Origin of the sequence: Bartonella sp. AP4SXKL (assembly GCF_042195845.1) — a bacterium.
GTDB lineage: Bacteria > Pseudomonadota > Alphaproteobacteria > Rhizobiales > Rhizobiaceae > Bartonella.
On sequence record NZ_JBHIPA010000002.1, the window covers coordinates 16,226 to 30,074 of the forward strand.

Here is a 13,849-nt window from a genome sequence, read left to right on the forward strand (position 1 = left end):
ATAATATATCAAAAATATTCTAAACTTACGCGAAAGAGTTGTTCAACATCACGAACCCTATCAGCAAGAGCAAAAATCACTATTCTATCACCAGACAAAATACGCGTATCTGCCGAAAGCTGTATTATTGTCTTATTGCGATAAATTGCACCAATTCTCAAACCATCTGATAAATTGAGCTCTGATAATGACTTACCAACCAATGAAGATGTTTGCATCACTTCAGCTTCAATAATTTCTGCTCGGCCATTAAAAACTGAATGAACAGAACGAATACGCCCACGGCGCATTTGTTGCAAAATTCTCGATATTGTAACACTATGGGGATTAAGATATGCATCCACACCAACAGCACGACTAAATTCTTGATAGGCAACATTATTAATCAATACCATATTGGCTTTGCAGCCCAATCTTTTAGCAATAATAGCGCTTAAGAGATTAACCTGATCTTGATTGGTCAATGTAATCATTAAATCGGACTGATCAATTCCCGCATCTTGAAGAATCACTGGATCTAACACGTTACCGTATAAAACTGTTGTTTTTTCAAGCTGATCAGCAATTGTGAGGGCTCTTTCTCTATGCGCTTCTATGATCTTCAATTTTAATTTATGGAAACGCTTTTCAATAGCCTGTGCAACATAAAGGCCAATGTGGCCACCCCCTGCAATAATCATGCGGTGGGCATCTTGTTCTTTATGACCAAAAAGCCCAACAGCACGACGCATCTGTTCACGAGAAACAACAAGATAGGTTATATCACCAACGCGTAGTTGCGTTTCTGAATGTGCAACCAATAATTCCGCGCCACGTTTAATAGCAGTAACCGTCGTATGAAGATCTGGAAAAAGCTCTGTTAATTGACGCAAAGGTGTATTAATAACGGGACAATCTTCCATGCATTCCAAAGCTAGTGCCACAATATCATCATTACAAAAATAAAGAACATCTATTGCACCAGGTAAAGCAATACGGCGCAAAACCATTTCCCCAACTTCAACTTCTGGCGAAATAACCACATCAATGGGAATATTCTCTCTGGAAAAAAGCGTCTTATAACGTGGTTCTAAATAAGATTGTGAGCGAATACGAGCAATTTTTGTGGGCACATTAAATAATGAATGTGCTACTTGGCAAGCTACCATATTAACTTCATCAAACAAAGTGACAGCAATCAACATATCAGCTTTGTCTGCATCTGCAGCCAAAAGAACTTCAGGCCGTGAACCGTGACCAACAAAACCTCTCACATCCAATGTATCGCGAATCTTTTCAATTAATCTCGTTTCAATATCAATAACAGTAACATCGTGATTTTCAGCAGCAAGACGCTCTGCTATCCCATAACCAACCTGTCCTGCTCCACAAATAATAATACGCATCGCTTTAAGAAACTCCAAGCGCTTTAAGTTTACGGTGCAAAGCTGAACGCTCCATGCCTATAAATTCAGCAGTACGTGATATATTTCCACCCAAACGCCCAATCTGCGCCACTAAATATCTCTTTTCAAATAATTCTCGAGCTTCACGTAACGGCAAATCCATTATACTTTCATCTGAATCCATTTGAAGACGTGGCAAAGAATCACTTACTTCACTGGGAAGAAAGTCCGCTGTTATAGGACCATCACCATCCCGCACAAGAATAAGAAGACGCTCAATATTATTACGTAATTGCCGCACATTACCCGGCCAAGCGTGCGTTTGCAAAATAGCAATCACATCATCACTGATTGCACGCGGTTTAATCCCAACCTGCTGTGATATTGTTTTTACAAAATGATGTACAAGTTCTGGAATATCTTCACGACGCGCTGAAAGGGGCGGAACAACAATAGGAACAACGGAAAGACGGTGAAAAAGATCCTCCCTAAAGCGCCCATCAGAAATGAGGTTTTCAAGATTTTGCGCTGTCGAAGAAATGATACGGACATCCACCTTAACACGTTTTGTGCCGCCAATTCTCTCAAATGTTTGCCCCGTTAAAACCCGAAGAATCTTCCCTTGAGTCTCACGCGGCATATCAGCAATTTCATCAAGATATAAGATACCGCCATGAGCTTCCTCTAAGGCACCAATTTTACGCTCTCTTCCCTCCATTTCGCTGCCAAACAGCTCTATTTCCATTCTTTCCGGAGTAATCGTTGCAGCATTTATTGTAACAAATGGCCCATTCGAACGCGTTGAGAGCGCATGAATAGCTCGTGCAACAGTCTCTTTTCCTGCCCCTGAAGGACCTGTTATCATGATGCGACTATTGGTTGGTGCTACTTTTTCTATGATTTGACGCAAATTTTTTATAACTGTCGATTTTCCGAGCAACTCTAATGTCTCGTTCGAACGCTTTCGCAATTCTAAAAGCTCACGTTTTAAATTTGAATTTTCAAGTGTTCTCTCTGCAACCAATACAAGTCTATCAGCTTTAAAAGGTTTTTCAATGAAATCATATGCCCCTCGCTTTATAGCGGAAACAGCCGTCTCAATATTACCATGACCAGAGATCATAACGACCGGAAGAGCCGGATATTGTGTTTTAATTTCATCAAGCAGTGCTAAACCATCGAGACGACTACCCTGTAGCCAAATATCCAAAAAAATGAGCTTTGGAATACGCTCACTAATTTGAGCCAATGCTTCATCAGAGTTACAAGCAACACGCGTTTCATAACCTTCATCATCTAAAATACCAGCAACAAGCTCACGAATATCTGCTTCATCATCAACAATCAAGATATCTGATACCATACTATTCCCCTATCTTATGATTTATGGCTTGTATAATATTACCCTGCTTACCCCCATCCGCTGGAAATATCAAACGGATCATCGCACCACGACCTTCATAAAAACTCTCCGGTGCATCATGAAGCTCCATGAAACCACCGTGATCTTCAATAACTTTGCGCACAATAGCTAACCCCAGCCCTGTTCCTTTTTCCCGCGTTGTTATATAGGGTTCTAATAACTTTTGTCTTTGCTCTTTAGGAAGTCCTTTCCCGTTATCAACAACATCCACAACCACCCATTCTTCCTGACGATAAGAACGGATAAGAATATGACCGTGAATATTTTCCTCTCGCATAACTGAATCTATGGATTCGCTCGCGTTTTTGATAACATTGCAAAAAGCCTGTACAATGAGACGGTTATCAAATGCACCCATAAGTGGTAGAGTTCCTAAATCTTGCTCAAAATGAATATCATGTCGCGTCACCTCTATCAAGAAACATGCTTCGCGCAACAATTCTCGTATATCTAAAATATGCATTTTGGGTTTGGGCATACGTGCAAAAGAGGAAAACTCATCAACCATACGCCCAATATCTCCAACCTGCCGAATAATTGTGTCAATACACCGCTCAAAGACCTCTCTATCTTGTGTAATAGCTTTGTTATAACGTTTACGAATGCGTTCAGCGGATAACTGAATAGGTGTAAGAGGATTTTTAATTTCGTGTGCAATACGCCGCGCAATATCCGCCCACGCCGCTGTACGTTGCGCTGCAACAAGGTCTGTAATATCATCAATTGTTAGAACCCAAGATTGCCCTTGTCCATCATCCTCCTCCATCGTAACTTGGACATTACAGACACGCTCTTTTCCTGCAACGTTTAAAGTGACCTGCTCACGATGGTTTTTACGATCCAATGAACGCACAAACTGAAAAACCTGCCAAATTTCAGCGCTTAAAGATAAAAGACTTTTTCCAACAACGCGCTCTGAGCGAATATCAAACATCGCTTCAATAGACCGATTGATAATGGTGATATCACCATTATCATCTATACCTGCTACTCCCGCTGTTACACCCGATAACACAGCTTCAGAAAAACGCCGTCTTTCATCAATTTGATCACGCACTGCAATCAATTCATTACGCCGACTTTTCAATTCACTGACCATGTAATTAAAAGTTTTGGATAATTGCCCAATATCTCCATCTTTTGCTCGTACTGGCACGAAAATTTCCATATTTCCAGAAGCAACATCATCGGCAGCACTAATGAGAAGACGAATAGGACGTACTAAGCGATCAGCAACAGCAATAGCAGCCCAAATGGCTGATAAGAATAAACTAAAAAAAAGACACAAATAAAGCATACCAAATGCAATCTGTGTCAGCAGGCGATTCTCATTTAAATCACGATAACGATCTGTATTAACTTCTGTCAAACGCAAAGCAGATAAAACACCTTTATCAACGTCACGCACCAAATATAAAAATGTGTTTGGAATATTGGTAAATTTTAAAATAATACCAAAATAATCATGAACGCCTGGTTGAAAAGAAAAAGGTCTCGCACTGGTTGCACGTTCAATAAGATGAGAAGGAGGAATTGGCAGTTTATCTTCATCACCAAGAGCACTCGATACAAAAATAGCTCCACTAGAACTTAACAAAAATGCACCACGCAAATTGCGTCCTAGAGCATGACGCGTCAATTGCATCCTATATTCAGCTGGATTACGTTCTAAGAGTTTTTTGTTATCAAGTGCAAATGCCATCGCGTAGGATAAATTTTTTAAATTTTGGAGCATTTCATCTGCATAAGCATTTGCTAAATCAATAGAAGAGCCCACAATTTGCCGCGTTGTTGTATCAAACCATCGATCAAGTCCCAAATTTAGTGCTGGACCCGATACAAGAGCTACAGCAACAGCTGGCATTGTCGCAACAAGTGCAAACAATGAAATAAGGCGCACATGAAGACGCGATCCTGCACGCCTTGAACGCCAAGCACGAATGATCGGTATCATCTCATAAAAAACGATGACAATAAGCCCTAAAACCCAAAAACTATTAATTCCTATAAGAATAAGGGTTACTGTTCTACTGGGAACAACAGGAGTTAATCCAATAAGAATAATAAATGAAACAGAGGCCGTAAGTAAAGCCAATACAATAATTGTAATCCCTAAAAAAATATATACCTTACTTAAACGATACAACTCATCGTTATAAGTATTTTTATCTATGTCTTGAAGATTCGTCACAGATGTTATATTCGTCATGAGCTTACATACCCTTATCCCATTATTCTCATATAACCTTTTGTAGCAAAAATTGACAATACTAATACTACATTTAAAATAGGCAAATATAGTCAACGAGAAAAAACTTCTACATTTTGCAAAATATCTTTAAAATAGACTGTGTTCGACGATACTTTACGAAGGAAATGAGATGCGATTAACAAAACAAACAAATTATGCTCTTCGAATGCTTATGTATTGTGCAGATAATCAGGGAACTCTCAGTCGTGTTCCAGAAATTGCTAAAGCATATGCCGTTTCAGAGCTTTTTTTATTTAAAATCCTTCAGCTGCTTGTTCAAGCAGGTTTTATACAAACAGTGCGTGGACGCAATGGTGGAGTTAGATTGGCTAAACCCGCAGCAGAAATTTCAGTCGCGGATGTTGTGAAAGTAACAGAAGACAACTTTTCCCTCGCAGAATGTTTCGATACTGCAGAACCAACTTGCCCCTTGTTTGATTTTTGTGGTTTAAATACCGCACTTCAAAAAGCATTAAATGCTTTTTTTGAGGTGTTATCCGTGATATCCCTTGCTGATCTACAACAACCATCCTTTCAAAATCATTTTAAAATTAATGACAAAAAAGCAAACTAAGATTATAATACAAGGAGATTAAGTATTTCTATTGCAGCAATAATATTAGCCGCTGGACGGGGTGAAAGAGCAGGATCTCCCCATAAAATTCCAAAACAATATCGGCTTCTAGGACAAAAGCCAATTATTTATCATACCGTGCATTGTTTTTTGCGGCATCCAGCTATCACAACAATTATTCTTGTTATTCATCCAGAAGATCGTCAAATCTGTGAACAAGCTATTGACGATTTTAAAGAGCGCCTTATTATCGTTGAAGGAGGCAATACACGTCAAATCTCTACCTTATATGGACTTCAGGCACTCAAAAAATTTGCCCCCCAATATGTGCATATTCATGATGGTGCACGCCCTTTTATCGAAAACAAGCTTCTTAATAACATTCACAACACTATCACGCCTCAAGAAGGTGTTCTTCCTGTTCTGCCCATCTCTGATACCCTTAAACGTATAAATAATCAGCATGTTTTAGAAACAATTCCCCGTACCCATCTTTATAGTGCACAAACTCCACAGTGTTTTCCCTTTGAACATATCTTAGCGGCCCATAAACAAGCAAAACAAGCTTGCAAACAAGAATTCACTGACGATTCTGCAATTGCCGAATGGTTTGGAATTCCTATGCGTACCGTTCCTGGAGATCCTAACAACATAAAAATTACATGGCATGAAGATTTTAATACTGCACATTTATATCTCCAAAAGAAAATGCAAATATTTCCTGATATTCGTACCGGCAATGGTTATGATGTTCACTCTTTTGAGGATGGTGATTTTCTTATATTATGTGGTATAAAAATCCCTTTTCATAAAAAATTAAATGGACACTCCGATGCGGATGTTGCTCTTCATGCATTAACAGATGCCCTTCTTGCAACTCAAGGTGCTGGAGATATCGGTACACATTTTCCTCCCTCTGATCCTCAATGGAAAAATGTATCATCAGAAATTTTTCTCCGTCATGCTCTTGATATTATAAAACAAGCAGGTGGTCGTATCGCCAATGTTGATATCACAATTATCGCTGAAAATCCTAAAATTAGTCCATATCGTCATGCCATGACAGAAAATCTTATAACAATACTTGCAATAACACCTGATCGTATCTCTATCAAAGCAACAACAAATGAAAGGCTTGGATTTATTGGTCGTGGTGAGGGAATTGCTGCTCTTGCAACAGTGAGCGTCCTTTATTCAGGAGAAATTCCCCAATGACATATCTTTGTGAAAAACAAGCACATGAAGTTCTTAATACCTTTCGCCAAAAAGGTTTGCTGTTAACAACTGTAGAGTCTTGTACAGGGGGACTCATTGCTGCATGCCTCACAAATATAGCAGGATCGTCAGATGTTCTCGATTGTGGATTTGTTGTTTATTCAAATGAATCTAAAACACGCCTTGTTGGCGTTTGTGCTGAACTTATAAAAACCTATGGTGCCGTTTCAAAAGAAGTTGCTCTTGCAATGGCTGAGGGTGGATTAAAACATTCACAAGCTGACATTGCAGTTTCTGTAACAGGAATTGCTGGTCCAGGAGGTGCAAGTCTTGATAAACCTGTAGGACTTGTGCATTGCGCAGTAGCTTATAAAAACCACCCCCCCCTGCACAAAGAAATGCACTTTGCTCATCTTAATCGCAATGCTATCCGCCATGCAACTGTTGAAAATGCTTTTAAAATGATTCTGGAATTGCTTCACTGAATTCCCCATACTAATTTCAAAATTCTTTATTCCCCATCGAGTCTATAATCGTCAACATCTTGAAAAAATTTTATTGTATCACAACTTGAAAATGAACGATCTGACTAGCGTAAAATTATCTCACTTTAGTCCTGTGTAGGTTGAATTAATCAAATTTATTCACTTACACGCCACAAGAGAAAAAACTGTATAAATAAAATGATTAATGAAAGGGAAACTTGTACCTCTCTCTCAAGTGCTAAGAGCTGGTACAACATCTTGAGAGATGGCAAATAAATGATACAGGAGAACTTCTTCATAAGTGTACAGATGTAGATTTTATATACTTTTACGAGAATCTATACTATTTATTATGAGCACTATTATGAAATGGGTATGACGCAAGCATGTTCTATTTGGGCGTTTTGTTTAACGAGTGTGCATCCATTAAAAAAGAGAGAAACAAAAGCATGAAACTGTGCATCATCTTCATCATTTAAAATGATATTCCCTCAATATGCTTTTGAAAGCTGAATTAAAAACAAATAGTAAAGATGGAAACCGGTTTTCACCTTCACGCTGTTTAAGCAATACGTATTGTTAAAAAATAACAGAATAGACTATGTTACCGTAGAGCCATAAATCTGATGCGCACGCTTCTCAAAAGCCTCGGTAAATTTACGAAACGCAATATCAAACATTGAGCCCATCACTAATCCAAGCGTTTTACTTTTAAATTCATAATCAATAAAAAACTCTACATTACATGCATTGGTATTTTCAATATCATGAAAGGCCCAACGATTTTCAAGATATTTGAATGGACCATCAATATATTTAACTTCTATAAGACTTTTTTCCGGCTGAAGAAATACTTGAGTCGTAAAAGTTTCACGAATAATCTTATAGCCAACGGTCATATCCGCAAGAAGCAATATTTTTTTTCCATATTCTTTTCGAGAACGTATTATTAAAGACTCACACATTGGTAAAAATTCAGGATAACGCTCAATATCTGAAACCAGATCAAACATTTCACTGGCACTATGGGTGATCTGCCGATGTATTGTAAAAATCGGCATAATTATCTCTGTAAGGAAAATTTTTCATCACGCGCTTTTTGCAAAATGGCAAAATCATCTCCAGCATGATGAGATGAACGCGTTAGAGGATTGGAGGCCATATGTAAAAATCCTTTTACTTTACCAATCTTGGCAAAAGACTCAAATTCTTCAGGAGGCACAAAACGAACAACTGGATGATGTTTTCGTGTAGGCTGCAAATATTGTCCAATTGTCATAAAGTCAACATCAGCAGCGCGCAAATCATCCATCAATTGCAAAACTTCATTTCGCTCCTCCCCAAGGCCAACCATAATTCCCGATTTTGTAAAAATTGTTGGATCAAGTTCTTTAACACGTTGTAATAAACGAATTGAATGAAAATAACGTGCCCCTGGACGGACCTTCAAATATTTAGAAGGAACTGTTTCTAAGTTATGATTAAAAACATCAGGCTTAGCAGCAACAACAACTTCTAAAGCGCCATCCTTATGACGAAAATCAGGTGTAAGAACTTCAATTGTTGTTTTAGGAGTTTTTTGACGAATCGCATAAATAACTTTTGCAAAATGCTCAGCACCACCATCAGCAAGATCATCACGATCAACAGATGTAATGACAACATGTTTTAATTCCATCCGTGCAACAGCATCAGCGACACGTTCTGGCTCATTATCATCAACGGCAAGTGGAATACCTGTTGCAACGTTACAAAAAGCACAAGCACGCGTACATATTTCACCTAAAATCATAAAGCTAGCATGCCTCTGGCTCCAACATTCGCCAATATTAGGACAACCAGCTTCTTCACATACAGTCACTAACTTATGCGTACGTACAATACTATGTGTTTCCTTATAAATTGGTGATGTTGGCGCTTTTACACGAATCCAATCTGGCTTTTTTTGAACGCTTGTATCAGGACGATGTGCCTTTTCAGGATGACGCAATCGTCTATTTGCAACTCTATCAACAACCGTAACCATTTAAGCCTTTGCCTTATAAATACGAAGTAACAATCAAAAATATAAAATTTTTCATACAATCCAGTCATCAAGCGTTTAAAACTTGACCATAAGCATCTAATACACTTTCTTTCATCATTTCCGATAAGGTCGGATGTGGAAAGACAGTATGCATTAATTCTTCTTCTGTTGTTTCAAGATTCATAGCAATAACAAAACCCTGTATCAATTCTGTTACCTCAGCCCCTACCATATGGGCCCCGAGAAGCTGTCCTGTTTTTTTATCAAAAATCGTTTTTACTAACCCCTGATCTTCACCCAAAGCAATCGCCTTACCATTCGCAGCAAAAGAATAACGACCAATACGTATATCATAACCTGCTTCTTTTGCTGCCGCTTCTGAAAGCCCTACAGAGGCAACCTGTGGTGTACAATATGTACACCCTGGAATTTTTCTTTTATCAAGTGGATGAGCGCTTTTCAAACCTGCAAGATGCTCAATACATATCACACCTTCTTCTTCTGCTTTATGGGCCAACATAGGAGGACCTGCTACATCACCAATAGCATAAATGCCTTCCACCCCCGTCCAACTCCATTCATCAGTTACAATGCAGCCGCGATCGTTTTTTATTCCCAAAGCTTCTAAACCAAGATTCTCAATATTACCTTGCACCCCAACAGCGGAAATCAACCGGTCAACAGTCATTGACTCTATTTTACCTTGAACATCAATATGTACACTTACAGAATCGGAAGATTTTTCAACCTTTGTTACTTTTGCTTGACGAAGAATGCGTAAACCTTTTTTCTCTAACTGTTTACGAGCAAACGTTGAAATTTCAATATCTTCAGCAGGCATGATATGGGGCATCATTTCAACAACAGTTACTGTCGCCCCCATATCATGATAAAAAGAAGCAAATTCAATGCCAATAGCCCCAGACCCTATAACCAAAAGCGATTTTGGCATTGCTGGCGGTATCATAGCTTCAAAATAAGTCCAAATGAGTTTTCCATCTGGCTCAATACCAGGAAGGACACGAGGACGTGCGCCCGTTGCAATAATGATATGCTTTGCTTGATAAGTTCCCTCCCCTAACGTCCCTTTAGGGACTGGATTTTGCGGTTGCATAATCGGTTTGGAGGATGAAGAAACCATAATTTCCGCAGGAAGGCTTCCCTTTGCTTCTTTAGTAAGCTTTGCTTCACCCCAGATAATATCAATTTTGTTTTTTTTCATTAAAAAACCAACACCAGCATTTAAACGTGCTGAAACACCCCGTGAACGTGCCACAACATCTTTGATGTTTGCCTCAATTGAACCATTAATTTTTAGTCCATAATTTATCGCATGTTCAGCAAAATGTTTCATTTCCGCTGAACGTAGAAGGGCCTTTGTGGGAATACATCCCCAATTTAAACAGATCCCTCCCAAATGTTCACGTTCAACAATCGCAGTCTTAAAGCCACATTGTGCTGCACGAATTGCGGTTACATATCCGCCTGGACCTGATCCAATCACAATTACATCATAAAGATTTGCCACAGTAATTCCTCCATGGATATATAAAAAACGGATATGCATTTTTTGAACTTAAGACTGTAAAATAACATGAGAGAATTATCTTATGTCTTTGCTTTAAGCTTCATGTAAATGCTTTACCCAAACCAGAAATAGCAATAACATTGCTCTTTAAACTCTTTAAATTTGTTTCTATTCTCTTAACACGCTTTCTCACAATTTACGTGAAGAACTGTTAAACAGTTCAAACCAACATTGCTAATGGATTTTCAATCATCTTCTTAAAAGTCCGCGCGAGCTCTGCTGCTAAAGCACCATCGACAGCACGATGATCCGCAGAAAGCGTAACTGACATAACTGTCGCAACAACTAATGCACCATTTTTAACAACGGCGCGTTGCTCCCCTGCACCAATCGCAAAAATCGTCGCATGCGGTGGATTAAGAATAGCCGAAAAACTTTTTATACCATACATCCCCATATTTGATACAGCTGTTGTTCCACCCTGATATTCTTCCATTTTTAACTTGCCCTCGCGCGCACGCTTTGCAAAATCCTTCATCTCTTTGGAAATAAGTGATAACGGCTTTTCCTCTGCATGGCGAATAATCGGTGTAATTAATCCATTGGGAATAGAAACAGCAACCCCAACATCACAATGTTTATGATGAAGCATCCCGCCTTCAAGCCAAGAAACATTCGCATCAGGAACCGCTTTCAAAGAAAGTGCAACAGCTTTGATCACCATATCATTAACAGAAAGCTTATAAGTAGGCTGAGTTTCTTCCTGCCCCTTAACCATTGGAGCAGCAGCATTTAGTTGTGTACGCAGTGCTAATAGCGCATCAAGTTCACAATCTACCGTTACATAGAAATGTGGGACTCTCTGTTTTGATTCCACCAAACGTGTCGCGATTGTTTTACGCATATTATTATGGGGAGCGAAGCTATATTCATCCTCTTTGAAGAGTTTCAATATCTGTTTGTCCGAAGCACCTGTAGCTATTAGCTCCCCTATCGGTGATGAATAAGACACTTTAGACATATCGCTGCTCACAGCTTTTTCTACATCGCGCTTAATAATACGCCCATGCGGACCACTTCCAGAAATAAGGGATAAATCAAGACCTGCCTGAGATGCTAATCGCCGCGCTAAGGGAGAGGCAAAAAGACGAGCTTCCTTTTTATCTTGCTGTATTAATTGCCCAGTTGATGATTCATGAGACATTTTTATTCCCTTTGAGTCCGTCTGTTTCAGAGAATCTGTCTGTTTGATGCCCCCTGGTTTTTGTCTTGTAGAAGAAGAGATTTCTTCTGTAACTTTTGCAGCTTCAGCTAAATCTTCACCTTCTTCTGCTAAAACAACAATTAAAGCATTTACTTTAACGCCTTGTGTTCCAGCAGGAACAACAATTTTAGCAACCCTACCTTCATCAACGGCTTCGACTTCCATTGTCGCTTTATCCGTCTCAATCTCAGCAATAACATCACCAGAGGAAACCTTATCTCCCTCCTTAATATTCCATTTTGTTAAATTTCCCTCTTCCATCGTAGGGGAAAGCGCTGGCATTGTAATTTTAATGGGCATTATGCTTTCCTCCGTTATGCTCTGTATGTCACAGCCTTAACGGCCTCAATAATTTCAGCAGTATTAGGCAAAGCCAACTTCTCAAGATTAGCGGCATAAGGCATCGGAACATCTTTGCCAGAAATCGTAGCAATTGGCGCATCAAGATAGTCAAAAGCCCGCTGCATAACACGCGTTGCTATTTCAGTTCCCACAGATGACTGAGGAAATCCCTCTTCAATTGTAACCAAACGACCTGTTTTTTTAACTGACGAAAGAATTGTTGGAAGATCCATCGGGCGAATGGTTCGTAAATCAATCAATTCAACATCAATACCAAGTTTTTCAATTTCTGGTAACGCTTGAACAGCATAATGCATCCCAATTCCACATGCAACAATCGTCACATCTTGTCCAGACTTATGAATACGTGCCTTACCAATAGGCAAAAGAAAATCATCCAGTTGAGGAACATCAAATTGATGCCCATACAAAATCTCATTTTCAAGGAAAATAACAGGATTATCATCACGAATAGCAGATTTCAGCAAACCTTTCGCATCTGCAGCACTATAAGGCATGACAACTTTCAGACCTGGTACATGACTATACCATGCAGCATAACATTGAGAATGTTGAGCACCAACACGGGCAGCCGCGCCATTGGGACCTCGGAAAACCATAGGAGCGGTCATTTGTCCACCAGACATATAACGTGTTTTGGCTGCTGAGTTAATAATTTGATCCATCGCCTGCATCGCAAAATTAAATGTCATAAACTCGACAATAGGACGTAACCCACCAAAAGCAGCCCCAACAGCCAGCCCAGCAAAACCGTGCTCTGTAATTGGGGTATCAATAACTCGGCGTTCTCCGAATTCTTCCAACAAACCTTGACTAACCTTATAGGCACCTTGATATTGCGCGACCTCTTCCCCCATGAGAAAAACTTTTTCATCACGCCGCATTTCCTCAGCCAAAGCCTGATTAAGCGCTTCACGAACTGTCATTGTAACCATTTGTGTTCCCGCTGGAATATCAAAATTAAGAGATGTATCAAAAGTAGGAGCAGCCTGCGGAACTGACAAAGGCAGAGAAAGAGCAGATTCCTTAGGTTTTTGTGCTGTATCAGTAGGTTGCGAAATATCCTCAGTACGCTCACCTTCTTCTAACAAAATTGCAATAACAGTGTTAACCCTTACGCCTTCTGAACCTTCAGGCACAAAAATTTTACCAAGAGTACCTTCATCAACGGCCTCTACTTCCATTGTAGCCTTATCCGTTTCAATTTCAGCAATAACATCGCCAGAGCTAACCTTATCACCTTCTTTCTTGAGCCATTTAGACAGTTTACCTTCTTCCATAGTTGGTGAAAGCGCCGGCATCAAAATATCAATAGACATACTTGCTTCCCTCGCA

11 protein-coding genes are annotated in these 13,849 nt (G+C 39.4%); 3 read left to right on the top strand and 8 right to left on the bottom strand.

Going from position 1 to position 13,849, the window contains the following annotated elements:
• Positions 1-8 precede the first annotated feature (8 nt).
• The 3 genes from trkA to ACFIMI_RS01295 are packed head-to-tail and all read right to left on the bottom strand — an operon-like array spanning position 9 to position 5,017.
• Positions 9-1,385 (bottom strand): Trk system potassium transporter TrkA, encoded by a 1,377-nt coding sequence (gene trkA, locus ACFIMI_RS01285; RefSeq protein WP_375611279.1) that lies wholly within the window; start codon positions 1,383-1,385, stop codon positions 9-11.
• Between the two features lie 4 nt (positions 1,386-1,389).
• On the bottom strand, positions 1,390-2,748 hold the full coding sequence (locus ACFIMI_RS01290; protein WP_375611278.1) for a sigma-54-dependent transcriptional regulator: 1,359 nt from the start codon (positions 2,746-2,748) through the stop codon (positions 1,390-1,392).
• Position 2,749: 1 nt separating this feature from the next.
• Positions 2,750-5,017 carry an ATP-binding protein gene (locus ACFIMI_RS01295; RefSeq protein WP_375611277.1) on the bottom strand — a complete coding sequence of 756 codons (2,268 nt, stop codon included), beginning with the start codon at positions 5,015-5,017 and terminating at the stop codon, positions 2,750-2,752.
• A gap of 172 nt (positions 5,018-5,189) precedes the next feature.
• Between ACFIMI_RS01295 and rirA the strand changes: the two genes are divergently transcribed.
• Genes rirA through ACFIMI_RS01310 form a run of 3 tightly spaced genes read left to right on the top strand, consistent with a single transcriptional unit; the run spans position 5,190 to position 7,333 of the window.
• Entirely contained in the window at positions 5,190-5,633 is a 444-nt protein-coding gene (gene rirA, locus ACFIMI_RS01300; protein ID WP_375611276.1) for an iron-responsive transcriptional regulator RirA, read from the top strand.
• 24 nt (positions 5,634-5,657) lie between these two features.
• Positions 5,658-6,848 (top strand): bifunctional 2-C-methyl-D-erythritol 4-phosphate cytidylyltransferase/2-C-methyl-D-erythritol 2,4-cyclodiphosphate synthase, encoded by a 1,191-nt coding sequence (locus ACFIMI_RS01305; RefSeq protein ID WP_375692210.1) that lies wholly within the window; start codon positions 5,658-5,660, stop codon positions 6,846-6,848.
• Positions 6,845-7,333 (top strand): CinA family protein, encoded by a 489-nt coding sequence (locus ACFIMI_RS01310; protein WP_375612896.1) that lies wholly within the window; start codon positions 6,845-6,847, stop codon positions 7,331-7,333. Before ACFIMI_RS01305 ends, ACFIMI_RS01310 begins: the two co-directional genes overlap by 4 nt.
• Positions 7,334-7,932: 599 nt before the next feature.
• Here ACFIMI_RS01310 and ACFIMI_RS01315 read toward each other — a convergent pair.
• From ACFIMI_RS01315 to ACFIMI_RS01335, 5 genes are all read right to left on the bottom strand, one after another.
• Complete coding sequence (locus tag ACFIMI_RS01315) at positions 7,933-8,394, bottom strand: type II toxin-antitoxin system RatA family toxin (RefSeq protein ID WP_273791149.1); 462 nt, start codon at positions 8,392-8,394, stop codon at positions 7,933-7,935.
• A 2-nt stretch (positions 8,395-8,396) separates the two neighbouring features.
• Positions 8,397-9,359: a lipoyl synthase gene (gene lipA / locus ACFIMI_RS01320; RefSeq protein ID WP_375612897.1), complete on the bottom strand. Its 963-nt coding sequence runs from the start codon at positions 9,357-9,359 to the stop codon at positions 8,397-8,399.
• 67 nt (positions 9,360-9,426) lie between these two features.
• Positions 9,427-10,887 (bottom strand): dihydrolipoyl dehydrogenase, encoded by a 1,461-nt coding sequence (lpdA, locus tag ACFIMI_RS01325; RefSeq protein WP_375685878.1) that lies wholly within the window; start codon positions 10,885-10,887, stop codon positions 9,427-9,429.
• A gap of 220 nt (positions 10,888-11,107) precedes the next feature.
• Positions 11,108-12,451, bottom strand: a complete 1,344-nt coding sequence (locus ACFIMI_RS01330) for a pyruvate dehydrogenase complex dihydrolipoamide acetyltransferase (protein ID WP_375685879.1) — start codon at positions 12,449-12,451, stop codon at positions 11,108-11,110.
• A gap of 14 nt (positions 12,452-12,465) precedes the next feature.
• Positions 12,466-13,833: a pyruvate dehydrogenase complex E1 component subunit beta gene (locus ACFIMI_RS01335; protein ID WP_375692185.1), complete on the bottom strand. Its 1,368-nt coding sequence runs from the start codon at positions 13,831-13,833 to the stop codon at positions 12,466-12,468.
• Positions 13,834-13,849: the final 16 nt, after the last annotated feature.

Coding starts and splice junctions, on each gene's coding strand:
- ACFIMI_RS01295 (WP_375611277.1), bottom strand. CDS start 5,017: ATGACGAATATAACATCTGTGACGAATCTTCAAGACATAGATAAAAAT.
- ACFIMI_RS01335 (WP_375692185.1), bottom strand. CDS start 13,833: ATGTCTATTGATATTTTGATGCCGGCGCTTTCACCAACTATGGAAGAA.
- ACFIMI_RS01315 (WP_273791149.1), bottom strand. CDS start 8,394: ATGCCGATTTTTACAATACATCGGCAGATCACCCATAGTGCCAGTGAA.
- trkA (WP_375611279.1), bottom strand. CDS start 1,385: ATGCGTATTATTATTTGTGGAGCAGGACAGGTTGGTTATGGGATAGCA.
- rirA (WP_375611276.1), top strand. CDS start 5,190: ATGCGATTAACAAAACAAACAAATTATGCTCTTCGAATGCTTATGTAT.
- ACFIMI_RS01330 (WP_375685879.1), bottom strand. CDS start 12,451: ATGCCCATTAAAATTACAATGCCAGCGCTTTCCCCTACGATGGAAGAG.
- lipA (WP_375612897.1), bottom strand. CDS start 9,359: ATGGTTACGGTTGTTGATAGAGTTGCAAATAGACGATTGCGTCATCCT.
- ACFIMI_RS01310 (WP_375612896.1), top strand. CDS start 6,845: ATGACATATCTTTGTGAAAAACAAGCACATGAAGTTCTTAATACCTTT.
- ACFIMI_RS01290 (WP_375611278.1), bottom strand. CDS start 2,748: ATGGTATCAGATATCTTGATTGTTGATGATGAAGCAGATATTCGTGAG.